Raw genomic sequence first — 23,394 nt, 5'->3', positions numbered from 1 at the left:
GGACGCCGGCGCGGCCGATCCGGTGGAAACCGCGGTCGTCTCCATGTTCCAGACCAACAGCGTAGCGTTCCGCGCCGAGCGCACGATCAACTGGCGCCGTCGCCGGCCGTCGGCCGTCGCCTGGGTCGACGCTCTGGCCTGGAACTAAGGCTCTCTCTCTCAGCACAGCCGGTCGCGGATCATCGCGGCCGGCATCCTTTTGTCGGAGACAGCCATGAAATCGCACTCCTACATGACCCGCGCGCTCCAGGCGCGCGATCCGCGCTTTGCCCGCATTCTTGGCAAGCTCGGCTACCAGACCACAGCGGAACTCGAAGCGGTCAACCAGACCCGCCGGGCTACGTCGATCGCTGAGTTGCGCGACCTCTACAAGACTATCGTAGGCAAGCCACCTTTCAATGGCTGGAACGCCAAGCAGCTGCGCGAAAAGATCGCCGCGGCCCAGTCGAAAGGCTGATTATGCGTTTCTTGGGCTTCAACATCACCAGGGCGACCAAGTCGCTTTCGCCCGCCATGCCGAGCCGTGCCGGTGGCCTGTGGCGTGTTCTTGAGAGCTTCCCCGGGGCATGGCAGCGCAATGTGGAGGTGAAGCGCGACAGTGTTCTGTTCAACCACGCTGACTTTGCCTGCCGTACGCTGATCGCGTCGGACATCGCCAAGCTTCGAGTCAAGCTGGTAATAAACACAGGTGATGACATTTGGCAGGAGACGAGCAATCCGGCCTATAGCCCGGTCATCCGCAAACCCAACCATTTGCAGAACCAGATCCAGTTTTTCGAAAGCTGGGTGCTGTCGAAGCTACAGAGCGGGAACACGTATGTTCTGAAACAGCGTGACGGTCGTGGTGTCGTCACGAGGCTGTTCGTGCTCGACCCGAACCTCGTCACACCATTGGTTTCGAGCGATGGTGAGGTCTTCTACCGGCTCAACACCGACAACCTGGCAGGGTTGCCTGAGCAGATCATCGTGCCGGCGCGCGAGATCATCCACGACCGGTTCAACTGCTTCTTCCACCCGCTTATTGGCATCTCTCCGATCGTTGCTGGCGGCCTTGCCGCAATGCAGGGCCTCGCCATTCAGGAAAGCTCGACGACCTTTTTCCAGAACGGTGCCCAGGTCGGCGGTATCCTCTCGTCATCGCTGGAAATGAGCGACGACGACGCCAAGGAGCTTCGTGACTACTTCAACACTGAGTTCGGCGGAAAGAACCGCGGCAAGATCGCCGTCGTCGGCGGCGGCCTTCAGTATCATGGTGTCACCGCCAAGGCAGTCGACAGCCAGCTTATCGAGCAGTTGAAGTGGACGGCCGATGTTGTCTGCTCGGTCTACCACGTGCCGCCCTATAAGATCGGGATGGGTCCGGTGCCGGCGAACAACAACGTCCAGGCCCAGAACATCGAGTATTACAGTTCTTGCCTGCAAATCCTGATTGAGAGCATCGAGCGTTGCCTTGATGAAGGCCTCGGCATGGATGGCGTCACGCTCGGAACCGAGTTCGATACCGACGCGCTCATGCGGATGGATACGGCCACTCAGTACGAAGTCGCTACGAAGGCCAAGGGCATCAAAACGCTGGACGAACAGCGCAAGATGGTCGGCGTGGGCAAGATCAAGGGTGGGGCTACCCTGTACTTGCAGCAGCAGGATCACAGCCTGGCGGCCATCGAAGCGCGCGATCGTCAGTTGATCGCCAACGCCGACAATCCGCCGGCGCCGCCTGCAAACGACAATCCTCCCGAGGTGCAGGCCGCGTACTTCGGCGCGATGCTGCGCAAGAACTTGATGGGTGCCCGATGACCAAGGAAGAGCTTGAAGCCCTGGCCGAGGTCTTGGCAGTTGCCGTGAGAGACCAAGTCGACGCAGCCACTCGGCCGCTCCTCGAACGGATTGCTTCGCTAGAGGAACGAAAGCCTGAGAAGGGGGAAAAGGGAGATACCGGCGAGCGTGGCTCGGATGGTCAAACTGGTCGCGATGGCAAAGACAGCGATCCGGCCACCGTACAGGCGTTAGTCTCCGAAGCCGTGAACGCTGCTGTTCGGGAGCTCCCCACCGCTAAGGATGGTCGAGACGGCGTCGGGGTAGCCGGCGCAGTGATCGATCGCACAGGCAATCTGATACTCACCCTCTCAGATGGTACCACGCGGGATCTTGGACCGGTTGTTGGCAAGGATGGAGTGGCCGGGCGTGACGGCTTGGGCTTCGAAGACATGAGCGAGGAGCTCGCCGACGACGGCCGTACCATCATCCGGCGCTACTCGCGCGGTGATCAGGTCAAGGAGTTCCGGCACCAGGTCTCAGTGGTGCTCGACCGTGGCGTCTACAAGGAAGGCCACGACTACGAACCCGGCGACGGTGTGACCTGGGGTGGGTCGTTCTGGATTGCGCAGCAGAGAACCACAGAGAAGCCCGACGGAGGCGAAGGTTGGCGTTTGGCAGTCAAGCGAGGTCGAGACGGCAAAGACGCACCGTCGGTCACGCCTGCGGCGAAGGGTCCTATCCGCGTCGGCAATCCGGCAAGGGAGGTCTGACCGATGGTGCCTCTCGTAACGCTGGAGTTCGTCAAGAAGGCAATCCGAGTTGCCGAGTACAACGCCGACGGTGAAATGCTTCCAAATACCGATGACGATCTCGTTGAAGGCTGTATCGAAGCGGCGACCGAAGCGGTGTTGCGGTATCTACGAGTTCTCGATGCTGATCCGCCGATCTGGACCGAGACGACCGCACCCAAGGCCGTGAAGCAGGCAATCGTCTTGGGCGTGAACTCGCTCTATAACCCAGACCAGGGCGAGTTGTTGTCTGGCCTTGGCTCATCCGATCCCAAGAACCCGATGGTTGGCCTGCTGTGCATGCTCCGCAAGCCAACCCTGGCGTGAGGACGGCACATGACGAACTCTGGGCACCTCGACCGCACGATCACAATCGAGCGGTTCTCGACCACAAAGAATGAATTCAACGAAGAGGTCCAGACTTGGGCACCATTCGTTACCATCTCCGCTCAGCGGAAAGACACATCAGACTTGGTAAAGACCGAGATGCTTGGCGCCGAACAGGTCGGGTCATTTTTGCTCAGCCATTTTGTGGTTCGGTCATCGACACGGACAAAGACAATCTCCCCAATCGACCGCATCAATTACGACGGTCACCTTTGGAACATCAAAGGCACCAAGGAAACGACCGAGGGGCGCAACCGCTTTATCGAGATCACAGCGGTGCGGGCGAACAATGGCTAAGGGTGTTTCGGTCAAGGTCGAAGGCCTGCGCGAACTGGAGCAGGCGCTGAAGCAGCTGCCGAAGGCCAACGCCAAGGCTGTGTTGCGGCGGACGCTGAAGGAAGCCGGCGAGCCGATCGCGAAGGCGGCCCGAGCGAAGGCGCCGAAGTTCGAGATGTATCTCTCCGAGAGCATCGACGTCGGAACGAAGTTGTCGCGCCGGCAGGCGGGCCTGCACAAGAAACAATCGCCGGTCGAAATGTTCGTCGGCCCCGGTCCGGATCCTGCAGCGCACCTTGCGGAGTTCGGCAGCATCCATGGCCCTGCCCAGCCTTTCATGCGGCCGGCGTGGGATGAGAACAAAGACCAGGCGCTGGAAACGATCGCCAACCTGACATGGCTTGAGATCGAGAAGACGGCGGCGCGGCTGGCGAAGAAAGCGGCCAAGGGGAAATAAGCCAGTGGAAGAGGCTCTTGTGGCTCTGCTGCTCAATGCGGCGGGCGTGACGGCGCTTGTCTCGACGCGCATCTATTGGGGTCGGAAACCGCAGGCGGATCCGGCTCGGCCCTACGTTGTGCTGCAGCGGGTCGGCGGGTCGCGCGATTATCACTCGCAGGGGCCGAGCGGGTATGTCGCCAGCCGCGTGCAACTCGATGTTTACGGCGACACCTACACCTCCACCAAGCAGGCGACGCGTGCGGCGGTTACCGCTCTCTCCGGTCATCGAGGCGGGATTTTCCAAGGCATCTTCATCGACAGCGAACGTGATCTCCCGGCGGCGGACGCGGGAGAAGTGACGAACTTTTTCCGAACGTCCGTCGACATCATCGTCCATCACAAGAACTAGGAGACGACAATGGCTGAAACCGAAGCCTCGATTGGCTATGGCTCGCAGTTCCATCTCAGCCGCGACAGCGAAGCGACCTGGCTTCCGCTCGGCGAGGTCTATGACATCACCCCACCGAACGACACGGTCGACGAGGTGGACGCGACCCATATGCAGAGCCCGAACCGCACCCGCGAATTCATTCCGGGCCTGATCGATCCCGGTGAAGCGTCTTTCGAACAGAACTTCATTCCGGGTTCTACCTCGGATGCACTGATCCGCGAGATCAAAGGCATAGGCGAGCGCGTCCGATGCCGCATCACCTTCCCGAACGGCGTCACCTGGAAATTCACCGGATGGGTGTCCGGATACGAACCGGCGGTTCCGACCGATGACAAGATGACCGCGACGGTTACGTGGCGCGTCACTGGCCCGACAGTTTCGACGCCGGCAGCGGCGCCGACCAACAGCGCGCTTCCGGCGATTGGCGGCATCGCCCAGGTCGGTCAAACACTCACCGCCTATCCCGGCTCGTGGACCGGCTCGCCGTCCTTCACCTATGTCTGGAAATCGGAGGGTGTGGCGATCCCGGGTGCGACCGGCGAAACCTACGTTCCGGTCGTCGGCGACGTCGGCGACAACATCACCGTCACGATCACCGGCACGAATTCTGCCGGCAACGCCTCGGCGACTTCGGCCGAAACGCTGCCTGTCATCGCAGCATAAGGAGCGGCAATGGCTAATCCACATCGAGGCTCGGTCGCGCTCCAGGCTGGCGACCGGGCCTATACGGTCTCATTCTCCATTAATGCCCTGTGCGAATTGGAGGATGCGCTCGACAAGCCGGTTTCAGAGATCGTCGCCACCATCCAGGATCCTGCGAAGGTTCGGCTTAGCGGTGTTCGCATGCTGCTTTGGGCAGGCCTGCGCGATCATCACCCGGAGGTGACGGTCGCCGAGGCGGGTGAGATCGCCACCGATGCCGGCTTCACCGTTGCCGTCGAGAAGATCGGCGAGGCCTTCAAGCTGGCATTCCCCGCCGCCAAGGAGGAGAAGGCGAAGCCAAACCCTCGGTAGGCAGTGAACGGCTTGAGCCGCTTTCACTGCTGAAATCGTGGGTTGAGGCCGGTCAGGATCCTGACCGGTTCTGGGAAATGACGCCGCGCCTGATCGGTATTGTCCTCGATGGCGCGGCGGCGCGAATGCGCACCGAATTCAATCAAACCGCCTGGCTGGCCTGGCACATCGAAGCGCTGGCCCGCGCGAAGAAACTTCCGAAGCTCAAAGACCTGATGTCGACCGAAGCGCCTAAGCCGAAGCGTCGACAGACCGTCGAGGAACAGATCGCCATCGCCCGTCAGTGGACGGTGGCGCTTACGAGGAACTGACATGGCATCAGCCGTCATAGGCGCGCTCCGCGTCGTTCTCGGCATCGACACGGCAATGTTCGATCAGGGACTTGCCGACGCGATGAAGAGCCTGAAGGGCATCGGCAAGACCATGCAGGACACCGGCAAGTCGATGTCGATGTTCCTGACCGCGCCGATCGCCGGGTTTGGAGCGCTGACTGTGAAGACGGCTGGCGACTTCGAAGCGGCCATGAACCGCGTCGACGCTGCGTCAGGGGCGACTGCCGGCGAATTCAAGGCCATGCGCGACATGGCTATCAAGCTAGGCGCTGACACAAGCTTCTCCGCATCGGAATCGGCCGATGCCATGGAGATGCTGGCCAAAAACGGTCTTAACGCCGGCCAGATTCTCGACGGCGCCGTTTCGGCTTCCATGAAGCTCGCCGCCGCCAGCGGCGCCGATCTGTCGTCATCTGCCGACGTCGCCACGGCCGTCATGATGAACTTTGGCAAACAGGCAAAGGATCTGGCGCCGCTGGTCGACGGCATCACGGGCGTCCTGCTGCAATCGAAGTTCGGCTTTGACGATTACCGTCTGGCCATCGGCCAGGCTGGCGGCGTTGCCGGCAGTCTCGGCGTATCCTTCGAGGACTTCAACGCGGCGATCGCCGCCACCAGCTCGGCGTTCTCCAGCGGTTCTGACGCCGGCACGTCATTCAAGCAGTTCCTGGTAAGCCTGACGCCTCAGTCCAAGCAGGCCAAAGAGGCCATGGATGAACTCGGCTTGAGCTTCTTCAACGCGGACGGCTCGATGAAAAGCATCTCGGCGGTTGCGGGCGAGCTTCAGACGAAGATGGCGGGACTGTCTGACGAAGACCTGAACAGCCGCATGAAGACCATCTTCGGCACCGACGCCATGCGCACGGCCATCCTGCTCATGAAACAGGGATCGGCCGGCATCGACGAATTCAGGACCAAGATCGGCCAAGCCTCGGCTGACGAACAGGCGGCGGCGCGCCTGAAGGGTTTCAACGGCGAGCTGGAAAAACTCTCGGGCGCCTTCGAAACTCTCCAGATCGCGATCGCCGATAGCGGATTGCTGGCCATGGTCACGGCTTTCGTAACGCAGCTGGCCGGCTGGGTGGAAGCTCTGTCGCAGACCAATCCCGAGTTGTTGCAATGGGGCGTCATCATCGCCGGGCTGACGGCGGCCCTCGGGCCTCTTCTCCTCGTTTTGGGAACGGTGGCAACCGGCATTGCAGCGATCGGCGCCCCGGTTGCCGCGGTGATCGCCGGCGTGACCGCGCTCACCGCCGCCATCGTAGCTTTCTGGCCGGAAATCCAGAACCTCGGCACTGTCATCAACAGCACCTTCATTAGTGCGCTGAATGCGATGCAGGCCGCATGGGACGCCATGATCGCCAAGGTCGCGGCGGCAAAGCAGAGCTTCGTTGAGTTTGCCGCATCGATACCCGGCCTGTTCGCCAACCTGGCATCTCAGATGATGGAAATCGGCGCCCAGATCATGGACGGCTTGTGGCAGGGCATTAAAGGCAAGTTCGCCGAGGTGAAGGACGGCATCACCAATTTCGCCAGCGGCCTGGTCGACAGCGTCAAAAGCACGCTCGGCATCCATTCGCCGTCCAAGGTGATGCATGAGATCGGCACCAACATCATGCAGGGTCTGTCGAACGGCATGTCCGCGGCTTCCGGTGGTGCCACCAATGGCGCCGTCGGCGTCGCCAACAGCATCGCCAACTCGTTTTCGAGCATCGGCTCATCCATTGGGGAGGCGATCAAGGGCACCAAGAAATGGTCGGACGTGCTGAAGGATGTGCTTAGCCAGTTGGCCAAGGCCGCCCTGTCCGGGATCAACATCGGTGGCAACTCGGGTGGAGGTAGCGGCTTTGGCGGTATCATCACCGGACTGATCGGCTCCCTGCTCGGTTTTGCCAATGGTGGCTCGTTTCAAGTCGGCGGCTCCGGCGGCATCGACAGCCAGCTGGTTGCCTTCAAAGCTTCGCCAAACGAACGCGTGACTGTGACGAAGCCCGGACAGGAAGGCGGCCGCTCGACATACGCGCCGACCTACAACATCGACGCGCGCGGCGCCGATCAGGCTGCGATCGCCCGACTGGAGCGTGGGCTGGCCGAGCGCGACCGGATGTTCGCGCAGCGCGTCGACCATCGCGTCGATGTCCGGCAATCCCGCAAAACGAGGCCCGGCTGATGGCAAGGTTACTTTCACCGCCGGTCGGCCTCGGCACGACGTCGATCGAGCCGCTGTCCGGTCCCCGCTCCGTGGGCGGCGGGACGACGACAAGCGTCAGCAACTACCAGCAGACGGTGGCATCGCCATTTGGCCTGTGGCGTTGGCGCCTGTCGTTTCCCGCCATGCAAGGCAGTCTGTTTCGACGTTATCGCGGCTGGATTTCGGCGCTCCATGGCGGCGCAAACGCAACGCGGTGGACGTTCTTCGATCCTGACTGCATGACCTTTCAGGAAGCCGGCGTGAACGCCTCGCAGTTCGAAATCGCCACCGGCAAGCCTTGGTCGAATGGACAGCCATGGGCCAACAAAGAAAACTGGCAATCTTCGAGGCCTGTCGTCAGCGTCGCGTCCGCCGCGAGCCTGAATGCCACCATCATCTCGCTCGCCAACCAATGGTGGGGACATCGGCTCGGCGTTGGCGACTATGTCGGCTTCTTCCCGTTCCACTTTGGCATGTACGAGATCACTGAGGTGATCGAGCCCGGCAGATATCGGATTTGGCCTCCCCTCGACAAGGCGATCGCCGCCACCGACTTCGCTACCCTATCGCCTACGCTGGCGCTGCGTCTGGAGAGCGAGGAAGCAGCCTCGGCCGGTCGTGGATTGGTGGCGGCTGAAAGCCTTTCAGCCACGCTGGTGCAGGTCAAAGACTATGACGTGCGCGACTATTTCGCGGATTGATCATGGCGATCTTCACTGAAGAGGATTTCGACAAGCTCGCCCGGCCACATGTGGCGCGCGCCTGGTTCCTCGAGCTCGATCTGCCAAGCGGGATTTCCCGCCTGCATACCGGCACGGGGCGCGTCACGCTCGGCGGCTATGAGTGGCGCGGCGTCACCAATCCGATTGGCGGACAGATCGTCACGCTCGGTAATGTCGAGGAGCCGCGTTTTGGTCAGGCGGTCGCGGTCAACATCACGCTTTCGGGGGCGAACAAGGAATTCTTTCAGTCGGTTCATGCTTCGCGGCGCGAGATCGAAGGACGCCGCGGCGATCTCTATTGGGCGGCTTTCGATGCCGAGACCGGTGAGGTCCTGATCGGCCTGAAGCGTCTGTTCCCCGGCAAGATCACGAGCCCTGCCCTGCAATGGCAAGGCATCGGCATACGAACAGTATCGATCACGCTCGAAAGCATCTGGTCCAGCCAGAACTATGCCGTTGGTGGCAAGTGGAACGGCGCGGACCAGCGCCGACGCTTCCCTGGCGACAAGGGCCTGGACTTCGTCGGAGTGAAGGTTTCGGAGAACTGGTCATGACGCGCGCCGAACTGCTGCAGGCTCATTGCGAAGCGGTCGAGGGCTTGCCTGTCGTCTGGGGTGAGAATGACTGCACCACATGGGCCAAGGCTTGGGTTGAAACCGCTACCGGCAGGACCATTCCGATGCTCGGTGCCTATTCCAGCATCGAGGAGGCGCATGCGCTGATCGATGAATCGGGCGGCCTCGACACGCTCTGGACGCGCGCCCTTGCGTTCGCCGGCATCAACTCGACGCCTTACGACCCGGTGCTTGGCGATATCGGCGTCGTCAACACGTCTCGCTTCGGTCCGGTCGGTGTCATCTTCGCACAGGATGGCGTCGCGCTTTGGCGCGCCGACAACGGCACGGCGCTGCTGCGTCCGCGTCGCCGCGACATCATCAAGGTCTGGGCACTTCCGGAATAGCCATGAAGTCATTCAGGATCCTGGCGCTGTCGGGCGTGTGCCTGCCGGCGCTCTCGACGCATGCCTTTGCCGACCCGGTGTCGATTGGTTCGTGGGTGATCTCGTCGCTGTTGTCGGTCGGCGCCGGCGGCATCCTGCCAGCCGTGTCCGCCGCCGCCATCGGAAACGTGGTCATCGGCGCGGCGCTGATCGGCGCCTCCCTGCTGCAATCGGTTCTCGGCCGGGCACCGAAGATCAACCCCGGAGACTTCAAGTCGACTTTTGAGACCGGCGACAGCTCGGAAATCCGCGCCGTCGGGCGGGTACGCGTCGGCGGCCTGAAAGCGTTCGGCAACACCAAGGATGGACGCGACCGCTACCGGTTGATCTGCCACACGCGCGGCAAAGCAACCGCCGTCGAACAACACTTCCTCGGCGGCCGTGAAGTGACTGTAGAAGCAGACGGCCAGGTGTCTTCTCCGCCATGGGCGAAGCCTGGCGGCTCTTGGGTCTACATCAAGAGCAAGGTCGGCGACGGTACCGAGACGGCGTGGGCCGACCTTCTGGCAGCGTTCCCTAGCCTATGGTCGGCGGATCACCGCGTGCGCGGCATCGCGCAATCGCTGATCAAGTATATCTCACCGGGTTTCGGCTCGACCGAAGACCAGGAAAAGTTTCAGAAACTCTACCAGTCCGGCGCTCCGGATTATGAGCGGGTGCAGCGCTCCGAGCCGGTCTATGATCCGCGCGCCGGGCAGTCGGCAACGAATGAAGCGACCTGGGCTTATCGGGACAACGGCCCGCTGTGCGGTGCGCATATCCTTCGTTCCTATCCATCGCTGAAAGTGTCCGACTTCAACTACGTGGGAATCGCCGCGGAGGCGACCAAGGGTGATGCGCTGGTCGCCACCTTGACCGGAACCGAGCCGCGTTCGCGCTGCTGGGGCATGTGGACATCTGAAACCCCACGCGGTGATGTGATGGATCAGCTGCTGAAGTCGATCGGCGCCGAGATCGTGCCGACCGACGACAACAGCTTCGTGCTCCGGCTGATCGACGACGTGCGAGCGCCTGAGATTGTGTTCCCGGAAAAGCACCTTCTCGACCTGCAGCTGCGCTCCGGGCCTGAAAGCGTCGAACGCCCCAACATCTGCCGGATCAAATATTACGCGCCCGAGCGCAATTACGAGATGACCGAGATCGACCTGACCGGCATCGCCTGGGCGCGTGCGCAGGGTGAGGTCGAGCGCGTCGGCGAACAGTACATGGATATCGAACTGCCGTTCTGCCCTTCGGCCAGCCAAGCGCAGCGCATCGGCCGGCGACTGTTCGCCCTGGCTCGTGCTGACGCCGGCGTGGCGACCTTCAACATGGTCGGGCTTGCCGCCTGGGGCAAAACGACGGCCGGCATTCCGCTTCCCGACATCGGTGTGACGGAAACCTGCGCGATCGGCACACCACGCGTAAATGATGAGGAAGGGACGGTCGAAATTCCGTTCGTTGTCTGGCCGGATCTGGAGCCATGGAACCCTGCGACGATGGAGGCGGCCGCTCCACCCGTCGTTCCGGAAATGGCTTATGAATCGGAACTTGACACGCCGGCAGCACCTTCGGCGGCGACGGTCGTTCAATATCCCGATACCTCGTACGAAACGCGCGTGAAGTTCTCGGCTGTGACCGGGGGCACGATCGCAGAGGCGGTATTCCGCTCCTATAGCGGCCCCAACCCATCTCCTTTCGCCTCGATGTCGGAATACGCTGGCGCCGGTGGTGTTTGGTATGGTTTGGCGACGACAAACACCAATGGTCAGAAGACCGAGTTCAAAAGCCGGTTCTTCAATGCCGAAGACGAAGGCTCCTACTATTCGCCGCTGCTGACCGTTGATCCTTTGACGATCGACAATACGGTGCCGACTACACCGACGACCGTGAAAACGTCTGATGGCGGTGGAAACACAACCATCACAGCCAAGACTACGCAGCTTCATGTCGCCCGACTGGTCATTCAGCGTCTCAGTGGTTCGACTTGGACAGACGTTGCCGACAGCCAAGGGCGTCCGGAAGTCGTCTTGAGTTTCACAGGACCGGGCCTCACGTCAGCCTACCGAGCCATAGCCTACACCTCCAACGGCACAGCCAGTCCGCCAGCCTGAACGCGACGGCTCGTTCATCATTTTCATTTTCTGGAGAAAAATCTCATGCCGCTTCAGCTTTCGAAGCTCGGTCGCGACGTGTTCGCGCCTACCACTGCCTCTGGTCATTTGCGCGGCGCAGACATGGGCGAAACCGTCGTCTGGACTACCGAAATTGAAGCGTTGATTTCGGCACTCGCGACAGGCGAAGGCGGCGTCACTGTGCTCGATGAGGTCATTTACGCCGTCAACACAGGCGCCGGCACGGCAAACGCCATTAAGGCCACCGCCACGAAGGCGATGGCTGTCACGCCCTACTCACAGCTCATCACAGTGAATTTCGTTGCCGAGAATAACGGCCCGATGACGCTTTCGATCAACAACGAAACGCCGAAGCCGATGGTGCTGAACGTCGGCTCGGACATCCCTGCCGGTTACGTCAAGAACGGAATGGCCGCACTTGTTCAGCTGGACAATGTCGGCAACTATAGGATGTTCACGTACGGCGACGCTTCGGCCATCCAGGCTGCCGCCGAGGCTGCCCTCGCAGCAGCGATTGCTGCACGCGATGCGGCGGCGGCTTATGCTGCCGGCCTCAACTTGCCTGCGGTGGTCGTAGGGGACGCCGGCAAGGCCCTTGTGGTTAAGAGCGACGGTTCTGGATACCAAGTACAGCGGATGCCGTCTTTTGCGGACGTCTGGGACACCGCCTCTCCGATTGCCATCTCGCTTCATTTCGGAACTTTGGCAGGAACAGGGTTCCTGGCCACCGATCCCGGTGGGGCAGTTACCAGTTCGACGACTTCGGCTGTCGCGGCAAGCGCCGTTTCTATACCGGTCGCCAACGGCGCCCTATTCAAGGTTGGCCAGCTGATCTGCTATCGGGCGATCAACAACCAGTATTATTCAAACGTCGTCAAATCGATCTCAACCAACACGCTGAATGTTGCCCGCCTTATCCAGGGTGGCGGCATTGCGTCGAATGAGCCGATTTCGAACTTCTATGCCGACGTCACCCCGCATCCCAATCAGCTTGGCTACTACACCATCTGCGATGACGCTCTTCGCCAGATCAGCGTCAAATCGGAACAAGTGTATCGGTCGGTTGATAGCCGAGAGTGGAACCCGTGGGGAGCGACGACGCTCACGAGCGACGTGACGCCAGCCTACGCTAATCCAGGTTCATCCGATGCGCTGATGTCGGGCGTTACCGTCGCCGGCAACACCAACGGCCATGGCGCGCAATCTCGCAACGTCGAGATGGAGGGCGGCCAATATGTCACCCGTGTGGTCTTCAATCCTGGCACAGCCGCTTCAATGGCTATTCAGCTTGGCGTTACATTCAAGGATGGGACCGTTTCCGCGATAGGGTTCTGGCAGGCGAATGCGTCGGCGGGGGCAATTGAAATTGCCGAGTTCAACTATCGCGTTCCGCCTGGCGCCAAGGTGTGGATCAGGGCCAACAGCCTTGTCGATGGAGCCTTCAGTTTCTGGATCGGCGAGATCACGCATCGAAAGGTAAGACAGAAGTTCGCGGTCCCGAACTACGGAACGCACATCCTTTTCGGGGACAGCTGGTTTGCTCAGGGGCATTTCTACAATCGGCTCGTTTCGCGATTGCCGCAGGCAACGATCATAAACAAGGGAGTTTTCGGCAACAAAGCCTCTGATCTCTTGTCGCGCGTCGCAGCAGACGTACTCGCGCTTAAGCCCGACTTCGTTTGGTTGATGTGTGGCACGAACGACTATAACGACCCGGTTGCGGCCCCTCTCTATGCGGCAACGATGAACCGGGTGCTCATTCAGTTAGTCGCGGCGGGCATTCAGGTATTCCTGTTCGATCCGAGCGTGGGGAGCATCGGGAACAGTGCACTCGATCCTGCACGAAAGCTAACACTTGGAACAAATCTGCTGGATGGCCAAGGGGCTGGTGTGGTCAAGCGTACCGCGCTGTCCATCGGGCCAACGACGTTGGCGGCTGGGGCGAGTGCCATTTTAGGAACTCTACCTGGCACGATGCGACGTCCTGCTCGAATTCTCTTTGGAAGGGTGTCGGGAGTGGAGGCGGCGAGCCTTCGTTTTTACTACGGCAGTGAAGTTGGCGACATTTCCGGTTCGCCGGCTGTTGGTCTCAATGGCAGCACGACCGCCCTGGACCAAATCGTGACGAAGAATGATCGCAACGACAACTATCTGACGGTAGCGCTGTACAACACGAACGCTGCCTCAAGAACGTTGAGTGGGACTGTGGAATTGGAATGGTACCCCTCAACGACCGGATAAGCCTTAAGGGGCGCCGTGGGCCCAGGAATCCATTTTCTCGTCGATCTCACTGTCGGTCATCCTCCGGTACTCGAACGACATGTCGGGCCGTCTCCGGCGCCATGCCCATGAGTCCGTGATTGGCCTTCCGTAGAAATCGAGCACGGGTCCGCGCAAGTCGCACGAGTGCCATTCCATCGGCCCGAAATACAGCCGGATTCGTTTCGCGAGCGCCAGCCCAAGCGCCACAGTCGTATGCATCGGAAGCCCCAAGCCCGAAGATGTTACCCGAGGCGAACCTTAGTCGTTTCTTCAGTGAAAATAAAGACGGAGGTTAGCTGATCGCTACAGCCACAACGAAAACAACAACCGTGGCCGCAAGCAAAGCTTTTCGCCATCCGTAACCTTCGTAGACGTGCTCTTTGCTGATCATCGTACTGAACTCCCCCACTCGTACGAGAAACTTTTACCCTACCCTGAAAGGACAATCCATGACCAACATGCCAACCGGCGCGCAGTCCCTGCCGCAATCGCTGCACGAGACGGGGCGTTCAAAACGATCGCGAGATTTGGGGGCCGACGCCGGCCCAGAAGCGTTATGATACCCGCACCGACCTTGGTAACACGCCGCAGGTAGACAGCGATGGCGCCGGCCAGCGCAAAAAGATGGCTCGCACGAGCCTCCTTTTACTTAGCCGCAAATAACAGCGTAGCCAACTCGATTGCAAACAGTTGCCGATCCCCGGCGTGCATCTTCAACTGCCGCTTCACGACGCCGTGAATAAATCTCGCTCTGTATTTCAGTGTCGGTGCAGCGCTTCATGTCAGGGGTATTCAGCTTCAACCCCTGCTTCAAACAGCGATCGACAATCTGTTTGGCAAGGGCCTGCCGCTCGGAATAATTCATCTCCTCGACGGTTTTTGTGCAGCCCGCAACGGCAACGACCGCGAAAAGCGCCGCTCCAATAGTCAGTCTCATATGTGATTCCCCTCTACCCTGGGGAACTCATAGCCGATCCAAATAGGCTCGTTAAGGGCCAGCTAAAGCACCCCTGACAGCCACCGACACTCACTCATCTGACATTGATAGCGCGTTCGGCTCAGTCCTTTGAGAACATCAGTGTTTTACGAGTAAAGCAGCTACTGGTTCGTATCCGGCCGCACTCAGTTTGCGCTTAAGCCGTGCAGCCGCCTTGCAGGAGATCCGTGTACCTGCATTGCATTCACGACTGGCCGCCCAGTAGTCGAGCGTTGCGCCTCGCACCCATGGCTCTTCTGGTGGGGGACTAGAGGCGCCGGAACCTGGCAAGCTGCTCGTCTGGCAGCCGGATAGAACAAACACGGCACTCAATGCCGCGAACAGCTTCATCTTCATACCTAGCCCCGCGAAGTATTCTCCCCGCACCAGAGAAGCATTTCGCCGATCGCGTCTCAACACAATTGAAAGGATTTGAACATGACGAACGCACCTAAGGGGGCGGGCGACCGCTATCACGTGTACCGCCCAATGCTCGACCTGATCGGAAAGAGCGAAGGCACCGACAAGGGCGACGGTTACAACGAAACCCTTGGCTATGGCGCCTACACCGGCGGAGACGTGGGACTCGTCGGCATGACGCTTGACCAGATCGATGCGCTGCAGACGAAGATGCTGCGGCATCCCAAGAACAAGCTGAAGTCGTCGGCGCTTGGGCGGTACCAGATCATCCGCACCACGCTGCGCACCATGCGCCAACAGCTCGGGCTTACAGGCCGTGAGAAGTTCGATGCCGAAATGCAGGACCGGCTGGCCTGCTATCTCCTCGGCCAGCGCGGCATCGACAAGTGGCTCGCTGGTCGCCTGAAGCTGGACACCCTCATCGGCAACCTGGCGCAGGAATGGGCCTCGATCCCGAAGCCGAACGGCAAGGGGCACTATGAGGGCCAGCACGCCGGCGTATCGGTCTCTCAGGTCAAAGCTGCGCTGGCGGAGGTCTCTCGCCGCCACAATGCGGGCCTGCCGACGATCGAAGTTGAAAAGCCTACCGTTCCGACCACCATCGACAAAGAGGTCAAGCAGAAAACGAATTGGCTGACCTGGCTATTCGGCCTGCTCGGTCTGAGCAGCGCCGGTGTGTCGAAGTTCCTGCTCGAGGCTGACTGGAAAACTGTCGCGACGCTCGTAGGCGGCGGGCTGGTTGCCGGCGCACTTACTTTGGCCGTCGGCGTGTGGATCGTTCGCCGAGTGAAGGCCATCCGCCGCGAATGGGAGGCTGCGTGATGTCGGCGCTTCTTTCGTTCCTCAACTCCAAGATCGGCGTCTACGCCATCTGCAGCCTGATCGGAGCCGCCTTCATCGGATGGGTCTTCCATGAAGTCTATGAAGCCGGTCGCGCCTATGAGCGCACAGCCATGCTCAACCGTTCCGTGATCATTCTCCGCGAAAGGAGCAAAACCGATGCCACAGTTTCTGCGATGGACGATGCTGCTCTGTGTGCTGCTCTGGGTGGCCGCATGTCAGACGGCTCCTGTGAGTGAGTGCGACGGCTGGGCTAAGCTGAAGCCGAGCGCTGATACTCGGCGCGAAATCATCGCGAAGGATCGGCCGTTTGCTGAGCAAGTCGCCAGCCACAATCAATTCGGCGCAAAGCGCGGCTGCTGGAAATAGCAACACAGGGCATAGGGGCAGATGACGGTGACCGAGATGGCAAACACTTCCGAGAAGATCGTCAACAGCGTGATCATCACGGCCATCGCCCGGGTGGCGATGGTGCTGGCCTTGCCGGCGATTTATGCGTTCTTCCAACTGTATTCGAGCCAGCAGGCGGCCACGCTCGATCGCATGAAGACCGATCTCACGAGCCAGATCATGGCAGCACAAGCCGTTGCGTCCAGTGCTCAGAGTTCAGCCTCGGACGCTTCCACGGCCACAGTAGGGTTGTCTACGCGCCTCACGGCTGTGGAGACCAAGCAGTCGGAAGCGGCCACCTCAAATGAGAAATTCCAGGCCGCGACATTGAGCCGCCTCGACCGAATGTCGGATTCGCTTGTCGGGCTCAGCAACGCCGTAGCTGCCTTAACCGCCAGCGTTCAATTAGTGGTCGACGAAAAGCGCAACCGATCGCCGCCTGAGCGCTGATCCATTACCACCTATTACCACCCATTACCCGCGCCCGCTCAGCTTCGGCTGGGCGGGCTTTTTTTCATTTTCAGCAAGACGCGTTAAAGGAATGGGCGCATAGTGGCTGCATCGGCGGTAACTGATCAGGGCATCGCCGGCTGTGAGCGACAATCATGCTTCCGCCCCCAACATGAAGGGAGGGAGCAAAATGACGAGCTCCTCCACCATCCGTGGGCTTTCCTATTCCGACGATGTGAAGCTCCTCCAAGGCATCTACGAAGAGCTCCACGTCGAAGAGCGAATAAACGATGGGAACTTAACCGTTAACGAATTGGTGTGGACCACAATGATTTTGCTTTCGGAGGGTGCCTTAACCCGCTCTGAAATTCAGAAAGGGCTAAGCAAATTCCTAGCTGAGCGGTCACACTGAGTGCAAATGACGGCCGACGCGTTGAGGAGGGCTCAAGCCCGCGTCGGCCTAGACGCTGTCCGGTAATTCAGCGCTTTGGATAGGCTACCAGACATTGGGTGTGTGGAACATTCCACCAAATGGATGAGCGTAGCGGCCGACTGGGTGTATTCAGTCACCCTAGAGGGGAGCGACCAGCCGACCGCCGCGCGCGAGGCGCATCTTTTCATAGCAGCGCAAATGGCGGTTGGCGACTCAGCCTAGCCCGCTTAGATCGACCGCATGAAAGCGACAGTCGATCCCGAAGCCCGAACATTCACCTTGTCTGCTGGTGGCTGGATCGGCACCTATCCGATCTCGGATTACGGCAAGTGGGTGAGGTTCTACCGCGGCCAGCAGGAGCGCTATCCGGCGTACGCTGGAACATACCAGCCCGCCGTTGATGCGTTGGCTGGGATCGCCGCTCAAATCGACGCGATCTCTCACTCTTCCCGATAAGGCAGGCGCTCTTCCTTGCGCGATGTAAGGCCAATGATCGCTTCCGAGTTGGAGGAGATCGTCACGCGCTGTCCCTCGATATCCAGGGTGATCGTGTCATCCTCCCATGTCGCAGTAACGCGGACCTGAAGCGTCACCCAATCCCCTTCGCCTATCCTGCTGCGCGCTTTCTTTGCCATCGGCCCCTTATGTCGGTGGTAGGCGCATCCGCGCCCGCATGATGGCCAACTCGGCCTCCAGCTCGGCATTGGCTTCGTTGGTGAGATCGCTAGCCGAGAGCAGCCCGACGAAAGCCGCCCGCACTTCCTCGCGCGTCCAGCCGACGGCCATCAGTTCTTCGACAAGGATTTCAAAGCCCGGCGTAAGCGCTTCCTGGCAGTCGATCTGCCGATCTGGATATGGATCCTGGCGCTTCGGCGGGTTGAACCACATCTCAGCAATCTAGCGCGGATAGCGAGCCGGTCAACGGAGCCGATCACTCCATGTCTGGTACTTCGCCGGCAAGGTAGAGCGTCGTTGGAGGCCCATACTCGCCGATGTCGGGATTTGCCTCACGGGACCATGCAACTACACCGCTGTGGTTTCCAGCAATCTCCTTGGCCTTCCTGATGGCTCGCTCTTCACTGTCGAATTGCTTTGGCTCGCCAGCCGGTCCGAGGTCGCCATCCTCACCGCGGTCGAACGCCGCCACCACGATCAGTTTCGGCGTCTTGCTCTGGGGTAAGATCGATTGTGTCATATCGAACTCCTGTCACTTACTGATAGGCGTGGCGACGTCCGAAATGCGCATCGCTATCGCTCAGCTTCTCAAGCCGCTCCTGCAACTCGCCATTGAGCACGATCATCTCCTTCAGAGCCTTCATAACGTCGCCCCCATGGTAGGCGACGAACTTATCCGCGACGCGCTGCAGTTCCGCTTCCTGTCTGGAATCGAGGCGAACAATCCGGTCCATGTGAACCTCCTAGAACAGCGATCCTTGCGCTGCTGCCTGCGGGTATTTGATTTGAGTGGCGGGCTTGTCGACGATGATCAAGGCATCGTCTTGCGCCGGCTTCTGCAGGCCCTTGGCTTCGGACCATGGCGCGTTCATCCAGACGTCTGCCTCCTCGGGCGTGGTCAGAATGACGGGGCATCTGTCATGGATCGGCTTCACCACCGCATTCGGTGTTGTGGTCAGAAATCCGTAGAGTTCGAAATCGCCCGGGCCGTCTTTTACCCGGCGAACACCTGTCCAAGGCGTCCACACGCCGGCGAAGAAGAATAAGGACCGACTTTCGTCACGAGCGAACCAGTAATTCCGTTGGATGCCAGTCTCCGGATCCTTGTCGCCATCCGTGGGGCTAGGTTCGGCAAAGCTTGTCACGGGGACGAGGCATCGGTTTTCCTCCCCGAGATATTGTTGCCAATAGCCCCAATTCGTCTGCCGGATGTTGGTTGTGCCGTAGTCGGCCTTGCCTTTGACGCGCTCCGGTGGCGTCGGCATCCCCCATGTCAGCTTGGCCAGTTCCCGCTGGCCATCAGCCCCTTTGCGGATCACTGGGGCGAGCGTGTTGGGATAGACATCGAATGACGGTTCGAGGTTGCCCGCCAAATCCCGCAGCGCCCGCGTCCATTGCAACACGGCCTGCTGCGTCGTGGTGAGGTTGTATAGATTGCACATGCGGTTCTAGGCCTTTCCGGTCTTCCGCCATCTTTCTTGCCAGGCTTCAAACTCTGCCTGCTGTTCCGGCGAAAACTGTAGATCATCCTCGTCTTCGTCGTCATCCCCGTAGAGTTGGGCTTTCTCCTCGTCGGTCAACAGGAGGTCCATGGTCGTTTCAGGCGCAGGACCATACGGCGGCCACGATGCGCAGCAGGCCGCCACGGCGGCTTCTATGGCCTTCATCCACACATCGGCCGCCTTGCGATCCTCGTCGGTAAACTCAGGACTGTTTTCGGGAAATCCCGCTGCGCCCCAGCCTTCCAAAGCAAAGAAGCCCCCCGATGCGGTGAGGGGATCGACCCCTTCTTTGGCAAAGACGGCCACGGCAGCCTCAAGCCCCCTTTGAACCTCCTCTTCGGTCGCGCCGGGAACGGTCAAGCGCAGTTGCATCTCAGCCTCCGTTGTGCCCGCAATCCACAGTGAACAAAAAAAGAACAAATGAGTCAAGCGAACCCTTGACGGCGTAGGAAAATGATCCTCATTGAAGGGGTATGCCTGAACCGTATTGGCCGAAACGCAAAGGATCTTATGCCTTGTCCGACGCGGACAGGAATCGCGCGCTGCTGCGCGGGGAGTGTCGCTATTGCAAGATCGTTCACTTCTACCTGGCGACGGATATGAAAGAGATCTGCGGCGACGTTCAGGTTGATGACGTCAAGCTGCGATGCGAGAAATGCGGGCAGGCGGACATCCCGGTGACGTGCCACCATCCGTCGGCGGCGGAGTATCAAACGCTTATGCTAAGGCGGTTGGAAAGGATCGAGTTCAAACGCAAGATCATCTGGCGCGACGAACCGGCATGGAAGAGGCAGGGATAGCCATGTCCAATAGAATGCTCTCTGGCTATCCCGCTGCGAAAATCATCGTCGACTGCGACCGATGCGGCATTCATGCGCAATACGATAAGCTCGAGATGTTGGAGGTTGGCGGCGATCGGCCGCTAACCCATCTGCTGACAGAGATTGTCAGACGCAAGGGATGCACGCTCAAGGAAACTGTCGACGCTTACAACAAATGCGGCGCGATCTATTTCAACCTCTCTGAGGAGAAGAGTGCTGCGCCAAACGCTTACGCCAAAGCCAAGGGCGTCTAGAACAGGCTCCATATCCACACCGCGGCCTTCCAGAGCAAAGCGGCTGGCAAATAGACGACAAATACGCCAGCGATGATCCAGTAGGGCCATTGCTGGTAGCGGATGGGGCGGCGGTCGATGCGGTAGCGACGAGGCATTGAGCGTCTGCAACGATCCTCATTCACCGATTGCTTCCCCTGGTAGTTTGCTGGAACTCGTAGTGTTCGACCACCATGTGTTGGCGATCCACCTTGTAAGCTAAAATATCGAGTTTTCGATATAGCCCCATCGCCAACATGGCGATCACCGATGGCAGCGCTTCCGATCCGATGAAAAGAACGCCGTCAAAATCTGATCGGCCTCTATAAAGATCACCGACCCTATACGGCCGCTCTTCCCACTGATCAGGACTGGTGATTTTGCCCTTTGGGAGACATCGCAGTTCAACTTTGCGGATGGCGCGGCCGTCGTCGATCTTCATCGAGCCGAAGAGAACAAGTTCTGTCCCTTCGTCGAGAACTTCGTGCTGAGCTAGCCTCGGCCGAGACAGTGAATACTGCCATTCCCAACGTTCGATCTCCATGACCAAAACTGTGATGTCTTGCGGCTTCTGACTTCGGCCATAACCTCTGAGTTGCACGGTCCCTTACCTCCCGGCCGGCGCGCCCCTAACGCGAACCCCGCTGATGGCTGTCCCTCCACTGAAAATAATGCTGCAGATCGACGAATTCGTCTTCGCTGATTGGCTCCGATGATGACGGTGAAACAACGACCGCACCGTCAGGTTCCAAGCGCACCGACACGCCAAACTCTTTCGCGACTTTCGCGGCAGCTCGCATCTGCGCCGGCGTGAAGTTCAAACGACTGGTCATCGGCGATTTAACTCCGCCAGGGCTTCCGCTCGCCTTACATCGATGTAGTCAGCCAGATCCTGGAGATGAACACCCTTGGCGGCCTTCTGGCTGCCTTCCATGCGGGTCAGCGGAAGATCAAGCTCACCGGTGGAAACTTTGCGGATCAGCATAGTCGGCGTCAGGTGCCTGAAGTAGTCACGGCAGATATCCTCGACGGGGATCACGGCTTTTCCGCCGTACTGCGCCATGAGGAGGAACGCGGTGTTGATGTCCGTTTTCTTGGTCATGATCGCTGCAACCGGCCCGTGGTCGACACCCTCAGAAATCTTCTTCCGGTGAGGTGGCGCGTCGACACAATTCGGAAGGTGGCGGACCAGCACGTAATGATGCCTTCCACTGTGTAACCATGGCTCTATGGTAAGGGCGCAGTCAATAATGCAGGCATCCAGATGGACGTTTTGAATATCTCACGGCGAAAGCTATACGAAAACGTTTGGTCAAAATCGCTTAAGGAAGTAGCGGCGCAATTAGATTGTGATTACTGGCAGTAAAACGTTGCCGTCCTGCGTTGTGATCACCGAAAATACTGCTTTGAGCAGCAGGCATGTTCTTGAGCGCGATGGCAGCAATATGCACAAGCACGAGATCCAAGGATGCCCACCTGATGGATACGCGGCCAAGAGCCGAGACAAGTTCAGGTCTCTTCTCGATGTGCCATATGCTGGTCGTTACCATTTCACTCCCCCTGGTTGATGATGATCGTGCAGGGGCAGCCGAATTCGGTCAATCCATGTCGCGTTTCATGTCGCGTCGAGTAGCCGAGGTGAGCAAAAGTCCCCGGAAATGGTGGATTTCCAGTTGCAACATGATCGCGACATGCACGGCACAAACTGGCTGCCGTTCTCGCGGTAAGTTATTGATTTCATTTGGAAGTTAATGGCGCGCCCGAAGAGATTCGAACTCCTGACCCCCAGATTCGTAGTCTGGTGCTCTATCCAGCTGAGCTACGGGCGCGCAACAGGCTTTGCCTGACAGCAATCACGGCCTGCGTTTGGCGCCGCCGCGATGCGAGGTGTTCCCTAACGACTCAAATTCCGAAAAGCAAGCGATCAATGCAAAAGTTTTGCCGTCGTTGTGAAAGGCGGCACGTCGGCCCCATCAGGCCGAGCGCCGGAGACCGCGGCGAGCGCGGTCGAGACTGACGGGCTGGTCGGGGATGCTCACCGAAAATACGGTGCGGCCGCCGATGCTTTCGAGCAGTTCGAGCTTGCCGCCATGGGCACGCACCAGCTCGTGCGCGATGGCCAGGCCAAGACCGGTACCACCGCTGCGCGCCGAGCCCCTGAAAGCCAGGAACAGGTTTTCACGCGCCTTCGGCGGCAGGCCGGGCCCGGTGTCCATGACCAGGATCTGGCATACGCCTCCCGTCCGCTCCGCCGATATGACCAGACGCCGTACGACCGCGCCTTCGGTGTCGGCTGCCATCGCCTGAACGGCATTGCGCGACAGGTTGGTCAACACACGAAACAACTGCTCGGAATCGGCATCGACCTCGAAGCCGGCATCGACCCCGTTCTCGAAATCGATCCCATCTCCGATATCGAGCAGACCATGCACCTCGTCGACGAGCTGGCGCAGCCGCAGCATGCGGCGGGCTGGCGGCGCCTCCTGCGCGCGGCCATAGGCCAGCACGCCTTCTGTGTAGGAAACGGCACGGTCCAGCGCCTTGAGCAACTTCGGCGCGAAGGCCTGGACGCTGGCATCCTTCACCTGGAGCAGGCGGTCCGACAGAAGTTGCGCGGACGCCAGCACATTGCGCATGTCGTGATTGATCTTGGATACGGCGAGGCCAAGATCGGCAAGATGGCGCTGCTCGGATAGCATTTTCTGCAGCCGTGTCTGCATGTCAGCCAATTCGCGCTCGGCGATGCCGATTTCGTCATCGCGATCGGCCGGGGGGGGGGGGGGCCCCCCCCCCCCCCCCCCCCCCGGCCGCCCCCCCCCGCCCCCCCCCCGCGGCCCGCCCCCCCCCGACCCAGGAGGTCAGCACCCGGGGCGGGCGGGGG

The 23,394-nt window shown here is 60.0% G+C and carries 33 protein-coding genes, 1 tRNA gene and 2 pseudogenes; 23 read left to right on the top strand and 13 right to left on the bottom strand.

All coding sequences use genetic code 11. From position 1 onward, the window contains the following. Positions 1-214: 214 nt before the first annotated feature. The 17 genes and pseudogenes from L4923_RS27965 to L4923_RS31250 form a co-directional block, all read left to right on the top strand. Positions 215-457, top strand: a complete 243-nt coding sequence (locus tag L4923_RS27965; protein ID WP_239370381.1) for a hypothetical protein — start codon at positions 215-217, stop codon at positions 455-457. A 2-nt stretch (positions 458-459) separates the two neighbouring features. Beyond that, the gene (locus L4923_RS27960; RefSeq protein WP_239370380.1) at positions 460-1,797 is read left to right on the top strand and encodes a phage portal protein; all 1,338 of its coding nucleotides are present in this window, start codon (positions 460-462) and stop codon (positions 1,795-1,797) included. Beyond that, entirely contained in the window at positions 1,794-2,528 is a 735-nt protein-coding gene (locus L4923_RS27955; protein WP_239370379.1) for a hypothetical protein, read from the top strand. The genes L4923_RS27960 and L4923_RS27955 overlap by 4 nt, the downstream gene beginning before the upstream one ends. A gap of 3 nt (positions 2,529-2,531) precedes the next feature. Further along, a complete protein-coding gene (locus tag L4923_RS27950) occupies positions 2,532-2,873 on the top strand; it encodes a head-tail connector protein (protein WP_239370378.1) in 342 nt (113 codons plus the stop codon). A 9-nt stretch (positions 2,874-2,882) separates the two neighbouring features. After that, entirely contained in the window at positions 2,883-3,230 is a 348-nt protein-coding gene (locus tag L4923_RS27945) for a head-tail adaptor protein (RefSeq protein ID WP_239370377.1), read from the top strand. Further along, positions 3,223-3,666: an HK97-gp10 family putative phage morphogenesis protein gene (locus L4923_RS27940; protein WP_239370376.1), complete on the top strand. Its 444-nt coding sequence runs from the start codon at positions 3,223-3,225 to the stop codon at positions 3,664-3,666. Before L4923_RS27945 ends, L4923_RS27940 begins: the two co-directional genes overlap by 8 nt. A 4-nt stretch (positions 3,667-3,670) precedes the next feature. Next, positions 3,671-4,057 (top strand): tail completion protein gp17, encoded by a 387-nt coding sequence (gene gp17 / locus L4923_RS27935; protein ID WP_239370375.1) that lies wholly within the window; start codon positions 3,671-3,673, stop codon positions 4,055-4,057. Between the two features lie 9 nt (positions 4,058-4,066). Further along, entirely contained in the window at positions 4,067-4,762 is a 696-nt protein-coding gene (locus tag L4923_RS27930) for a phage tail tube protein (protein WP_239370374.1), read from the top strand. Between the two features lie 9 nt (positions 4,763-4,771). Continuing rightward, complete coding sequence (locus L4923_RS27925; RefSeq protein ID WP_239370373.1) at positions 4,772-5,113, top strand: GTA-gp10 family protein; 342 nt, start codon at positions 4,772-4,774, stop codon at positions 5,111-5,113. Positions 5,114-5,190: 77 nt separating this feature from the next. Then, complete coding sequence (locus tag L4923_RS27920; protein WP_239370372.1) at positions 5,191-5,424, top strand: hypothetical protein; 234 nt, start codon at positions 5,191-5,193, stop codon at positions 5,422-5,424. A 1-nt stretch (position 5,425) separates the two neighbouring features. After that, positions 5,426-7,615: a phage tail tape measure protein gene (locus L4923_RS27915; RefSeq protein WP_239370371.1), complete on the top strand. Its 2,190-nt coding sequence runs from the start codon at positions 5,426-5,428 to the stop codon at positions 7,613-7,615. Next, the gene (locus L4923_RS27910) at positions 7,615-8,337 is read left to right on the top strand and encodes a hypothetical protein (protein ID WP_239370370.1); all 723 of its coding nucleotides are present in this window, start codon (positions 7,615-7,617) and stop codon (positions 8,335-8,337) included. The genes L4923_RS27915 and L4923_RS27910 overlap by 1 nt, the downstream gene beginning before the upstream one ends. A gap of 2 nt (positions 8,338-8,339) precedes the next feature. Beyond that, positions 8,340-8,912, top strand: coding sequence for a transcriptional regulator (locus L4923_RS27905; RefSeq protein WP_239370369.1), 573 nt, complete (start codon positions 8,340-8,342; stop codon positions 8,910-8,912). Continuing rightward, a complete protein-coding gene (locus L4923_RS27900; RefSeq protein WP_239370368.1) occupies positions 8,909-9,319 on the top strand; it encodes a DUF6950 family protein in 411 nt (136 codons plus the stop codon). Before L4923_RS27905 ends, L4923_RS27900 begins: the two co-directional genes overlap by 4 nt. Before the next feature lie 2 nt (positions 9,320-9,321). Continuing rightward, complete coding sequence (locus L4923_RS27895) at positions 9,322-11,451, top strand: phage tail protein (protein ID WP_239370367.1); 2,130 nt, start codon at positions 9,322-9,324, stop codon at positions 11,449-11,451. Between the two features lie 45 nt (positions 11,452-11,496). Beyond that, the gene (locus tag L4923_RS27890) at positions 11,497-13,713 is read left to right on the top strand and encodes an SGNH/GDSL hydrolase family protein (RefSeq protein ID WP_239370366.1); all 2,217 of its coding nucleotides are present in this window, start codon (positions 11,497-11,499) and stop codon (positions 13,711-13,713) included. A 479-nt stretch (positions 13,714-14,192) separates the two neighbouring features. Further along, a pseudogene (locus tag L4923_RS31250) lies at positions 14,193-14,340 on the top strand (glycoside hydrolase family 19 protein); the annotation flags it as partial. A 43-nt stretch (positions 14,341-14,383) separates the two neighbouring features. Here L4923_RS31250 and L4923_RS27885 read toward each other — a convergent pair. After that, complete coding sequence (locus tag L4923_RS27885; RefSeq protein ID WP_239370365.1) at positions 14,384-14,671, bottom strand: hypothetical protein; 288 nt, start codon at positions 14,669-14,671, stop codon at positions 14,384-14,386. A 477-nt stretch (positions 14,672-15,148) separates the two neighbouring features. Between L4923_RS27885 and L4923_RS27880 the strand changes: the two genes are divergently transcribed. From L4923_RS27880 to L4923_RS27865, 4 genes are all read left to right on the top strand, one after another. After that, positions 15,149-15,952: a lysozyme family protein gene (locus tag L4923_RS27880; RefSeq protein ID WP_239370364.1), complete on the top strand. Its 804-nt coding sequence runs from the start codon at positions 15,149-15,151 to the stop codon at positions 15,950-15,952. Next, entirely contained in the window at positions 15,952-16,209 is a 258-nt protein-coding gene (locus tag L4923_RS27875) for a hypothetical protein (protein ID WP_239370363.1), read from the top strand. The genes L4923_RS27880 and L4923_RS27875 overlap by 1 nt, the downstream gene beginning before the upstream one ends. Positions 16,210-16,360: 151 nt before the next feature. Then, positions 16,361-16,810: a hypothetical protein gene (locus tag L4923_RS27870; RefSeq protein ID WP_239370362.1), complete on the top strand. Its 450-nt coding sequence runs from the start codon at positions 16,361-16,363 to the stop codon at positions 16,808-16,810. Between the two features lie 673 nt (positions 16,811-17,483). Next, entirely contained in the window at positions 17,484-17,699 is a 216-nt protein-coding gene (locus tag L4923_RS27865) for a hypothetical protein (protein ID WP_239370361.1), read from the top strand. Here the strand turns inward: L4923_RS27865 and L4923_RS27860 are convergent. The 6 genes from L4923_RS27860 to L4923_RS27835 are packed head-to-tail and all read right to left on the bottom strand — an operon-like array spanning position 17,684 to position 19,792. Further along, entirely contained in the window at positions 17,684-17,878 is a 195-nt protein-coding gene (locus L4923_RS27860; RefSeq protein ID WP_239370360.1) for a hypothetical protein, read from the bottom strand. The two genes, L4923_RS27865 and L4923_RS27860, sit on opposite strands and share 16 nt — an antisense overlap. A gap of 7 nt (positions 17,879-17,885) precedes the next feature. Further along, positions 17,886-18,131 (bottom strand): hypothetical protein, encoded by a 246-nt coding sequence (locus L4923_RS27855; RefSeq protein WP_239370359.1) that lies wholly within the window; start codon positions 18,129-18,131, stop codon positions 17,886-17,888. A gap of 43 nt (positions 18,132-18,174) precedes the next feature. Beyond that, on the bottom strand, positions 18,175-18,438 hold the full coding sequence (locus L4923_RS27850; protein WP_239370358.1) for a hypothetical protein: 264 nt from the start codon (positions 18,436-18,438) through the stop codon (positions 18,175-18,177). 16 nt (positions 18,439-18,454) lie between these two features. Then, on the bottom strand, positions 18,455-18,652 hold the full coding sequence (locus tag L4923_RS27845; protein ID WP_239370357.1) for a hypothetical protein: 198 nt from the start codon (positions 18,650-18,652) through the stop codon (positions 18,455-18,457). A 9-nt stretch (positions 18,653-18,661) separates the two neighbouring features. Further along, positions 18,662-19,360 (bottom strand): SOS response-associated peptidase, encoded by a 699-nt coding sequence (locus L4923_RS27840; protein WP_239370356.1) that lies wholly within the window; start codon positions 19,358-19,360, stop codon positions 18,662-18,664. Positions 19,361-19,366: 6 nt separating this feature from the next. Next, a complete protein-coding gene (locus tag L4923_RS27835) occupies positions 19,367-19,792 on the bottom strand; it encodes a hypothetical protein (protein ID WP_239370355.1) in 426 nt (141 codons plus the stop codon). A gap of 143 nt (positions 19,793-19,935) precedes the next feature. On the opposite strand from L4923_RS27835, the gene L4923_RS27830 reads away from it, so the two are divergent. Continuing rightward, entirely contained in the window at positions 19,936-20,220 is a 285-nt protein-coding gene (locus L4923_RS27830; protein ID WP_239370354.1) for a hypothetical protein, read from the top strand. After that, positions 20,202-20,495 (top strand): hypothetical protein, encoded by a 294-nt coding sequence (locus L4923_RS27825; RefSeq protein ID WP_239370353.1) that lies wholly within the window; start codon positions 20,202-20,204, stop codon positions 20,493-20,495. The genes L4923_RS27830 and L4923_RS27825 overlap by 19 nt, the downstream gene beginning before the upstream one ends. Here L4923_RS27825 and L4923_RS27820 read toward each other — a convergent pair. The 6 genes and pseudogenes from L4923_RS27820 to L4923_RS27795 all read right to left on the bottom strand — a co-directional run. Continuing rightward, complete coding sequence (locus L4923_RS27820) at positions 20,492-20,632, bottom strand: hypothetical protein (protein ID WP_239370352.1); 141 nt, start codon at positions 20,630-20,632, stop codon at positions 20,492-20,494. The two genes, L4923_RS27825 and L4923_RS27820, sit on opposite strands and share 4 nt — an antisense overlap. 23 nt (positions 20,633-20,655) lie before the next feature. Beyond that, positions 20,656-21,114 (bottom strand): hypothetical protein, encoded by a 459-nt coding sequence (locus tag L4923_RS27815; protein ID WP_239370351.1) that lies wholly within the window; start codon positions 21,112-21,114, stop codon positions 20,656-20,658. A 28-nt stretch (positions 21,115-21,142) separates the two neighbouring features. Next, complete coding sequence (locus L4923_RS27810; RefSeq protein ID WP_239370350.1) at positions 21,143-21,346, bottom strand: hypothetical protein; 204 nt, start codon at positions 21,344-21,346, stop codon at positions 21,143-21,145. Then, positions 21,343-21,615 (bottom strand): pyocin activator PrtN family protein, encoded by a 273-nt coding sequence (locus L4923_RS27805; protein WP_239370349.1) that lies wholly within the window; start codon positions 21,613-21,615, stop codon positions 21,343-21,345. The genes L4923_RS27810 and L4923_RS27805 overlap by 4 nt, the downstream gene beginning before the upstream one ends. A 650-nt stretch (positions 21,616-22,265) precedes the next feature. Further along, positions 22,266-22,342: transfer RNA gene (locus L4923_RS27800), tRNA-Arg, on the bottom strand. A gap of 144 nt (positions 22,343-22,486) precedes the next feature. After that, a pseudogene (locus L4923_RS27795) lies at positions 22,487-23,284 on the bottom strand (ATP-binding protein); the annotation flags it as partial. Between the last annotated feature and the right edge of the window lie 110 nt (positions 23,285-23,394).

Source organism: Terribium retamae, from assembly GCF_022347545.1.
GTDB classification, from domain to species: Bacteria; Pseudomonadota; Alphaproteobacteria; order Rhizobiales; family Rhizobiaceae; genus Mesorhizobium; species Mesorhizobium retamae.
Note: the sequence above shows the minus strand (reverse complement) of the source record. Positions and strands in the feature narration are given on the sequence as shown.

What these genes read in the sequence shown, in the direction of transcription:
- L4923_RS27965 (WP_239370381.1), top strand. Translation starts at nt 215, where the DNA reads ATGAAATCGCACTCCTACATGACCCGCGCGCTCCAGGCGCGCGATCCG.
- L4923_RS27960 (WP_239370380.1), top strand. Translation starts at nt 460, where the DNA reads ATGCGTTTCTTGGGCTTCAACATCACCAGGGCGACCAAGTCGCTTTCG.
- L4923_RS27955 (WP_239370379.1), top strand. Translation starts at nt 1,794, where the DNA reads ATGACCAAGGAAGAGCTTGAAGCCCTGGCCGAGGTCTTGGCAGTTGCC.
- L4923_RS27950 (WP_239370378.1), top strand. Translation starts at nt 2,532, where the DNA reads ATGGTGCCTCTCGTAACGCTGGAGTTCGTCAAGAAGGCAATCCGAGTT.
- L4923_RS27945 (WP_239370377.1), top strand. Translation starts at nt 2,883, where the DNA reads ATGACGAACTCTGGGCACCTCGACCGCACGATCACAATCGAGCGGTTC.
- L4923_RS27940 (WP_239370376.1), top strand. Translation starts at nt 3,223, where the DNA reads ATGGCTAAGGGTGTTTCGGTCAAGGTCGAAGGCCTGCGCGAACTGGAG.
- L4923_RS27930 (WP_239370374.1), top strand. Translation starts at nt 4,067, where the DNA reads ATGGCTGAAACCGAAGCCTCGATTGGCTATGGCTCGCAGTTCCATCTC.
- L4923_RS27925 (WP_239370373.1), top strand. Translation starts at nt 4,772, where the DNA reads ATGGCTAATCCACATCGAGGCTCGGTCGCGCTCCAGGCTGGCGACCGG.
- L4923_RS27920 (WP_239370372.1), top strand. Translation starts at nt 5,191, where the DNA reads ATGACGCCGCGCCTGATCGGTATTGTCCTCGATGGCGCGGCGGCGCGA.
- L4923_RS27915 (WP_239370371.1), top strand. Translation starts at nt 5,426, where the DNA reads ATGGCATCAGCCGTCATAGGCGCGCTCCGCGTCGTTCTCGGCATCGAC.
- L4923_RS27910 (WP_239370370.1), top strand. Translation starts at nt 7,615, where the DNA reads ATGGCAAGGTTACTTTCACCGCCGGTCGGCCTCGGCACGACGTCGATC.
- L4923_RS27905 (WP_239370369.1), top strand. Translation starts at nt 8,340, where the DNA reads ATGGCGATCTTCACTGAAGAGGATTTCGACAAGCTCGCCCGGCCACAT.
- L4923_RS27900 (WP_239370368.1), top strand. Translation starts at nt 8,909, where the DNA reads ATGACGCGCGCCGAACTGCTGCAGGCTCATTGCGAAGCGGTCGAGGGC.
- L4923_RS27895 (WP_239370367.1), top strand. Translation starts at nt 9,322, where the DNA reads ATGAAGTCATTCAGGATCCTGGCGCTGTCGGGCGTGTGCCTGCCGGCG.
- L4923_RS27890 (WP_239370366.1), top strand. Translation starts at nt 11,497, where the DNA reads ATGCCGCTTCAGCTTTCGAAGCTCGGTCGCGACGTGTTCGCGCCTACC.
- L4923_RS27885 (WP_239370365.1), bottom strand. Translation starts at nt 14,671, where the DNA reads ATGAGACTGACTATTGGAGCGGCGCTTTTCGCGGTCGTTGCCGTTGCG.
- L4923_RS27880 (WP_239370364.1), top strand. Translation starts at nt 15,149, where the DNA reads ATGACGAACGCACCTAAGGGGGCGGGCGACCGCTATCACGTGTACCGC.
- L4923_RS27875 (WP_239370363.1), top strand. Translation starts at nt 15,952, where the DNA reads ATGTCGGCGCTTCTTTCGTTCCTCAACTCCAAGATCGGCGTCTACGCC.
- L4923_RS27870 (WP_239370362.1), top strand. Translation starts at nt 16,361, where the DNA reads ATGACGGTGACCGAGATGGCAAACACTTCCGAGAAGATCGTCAACAGC.
- L4923_RS27865 (WP_239370361.1), top strand. Translation starts at nt 17,484, where the DNA reads ATGAAAGCGACAGTCGATCCCGAAGCCCGAACATTCACCTTGTCTGCT.
- L4923_RS27860 (WP_239370360.1), bottom strand. Translation starts at nt 17,878, where the DNA reads ATGGCAAAGAAAGCGCGCAGCAGGATAGGCGAAGGGGATTGGGTGACG.
- L4923_RS27855 (WP_239370359.1), bottom strand. Translation starts at nt 18,131, where the DNA reads ATGTGGTTCAACCCGCCGAAGCGCCAGGATCCATATCCAGATCGGCAG.
- L4923_RS27850 (WP_239370358.1), bottom strand. Translation starts at nt 18,438, where the DNA reads ATGACACAATCGATCTTACCCCAGAGCAAGACGCCGAAACTGATCGTG.
- L4923_RS27845 (WP_239370357.1), bottom strand. Translation starts at nt 18,652, where the DNA reads ATGGACCGGATTGTTCGCCTCGATTCCAGACAGGAAGCGGAACTGCAG.
- L4923_RS27840 (WP_239370356.1), bottom strand. Translation starts at nt 19,360, where the DNA reads ATGTGCAATCTATACAACCTCACCACGACGCAGCAGGCCGTGTTGCAA.
- L4923_RS27835 (WP_239370355.1), bottom strand. Translation starts at nt 19,792, where the DNA reads ATGCAACTGCGCTTGACCGTTCCCGGCGCGACCGAAGAGGAGGTTCAA.
- L4923_RS27825 (WP_239370353.1), top strand. Translation starts at nt 20,202, where the DNA reads ATGGAAGAGGCAGGGATAGCCATGTCCAATAGAATGCTCTCTGGCTAT.
- L4923_RS27820 (WP_239370352.1), bottom strand. Translation starts at nt 20,632, where the DNA reads ATGCCTCGTCGCTACCGCATCGACCGCCGCCCCATCCGCTACCAGCAA.
- L4923_RS27810 (WP_239370350.1), bottom strand. Translation starts at nt 21,346, where the DNA reads ATGACCAGTCGTTTGAACTTCACGCCGGCGCAGATGCGAGCTGCCGCG.
- L4923_RS27805 (WP_239370349.1), bottom strand. Translation starts at nt 21,615, where the DNA reads ATGACCAAGAAAACGGACATCAACACCGCGTTCCTCCTCATGGCGCAG.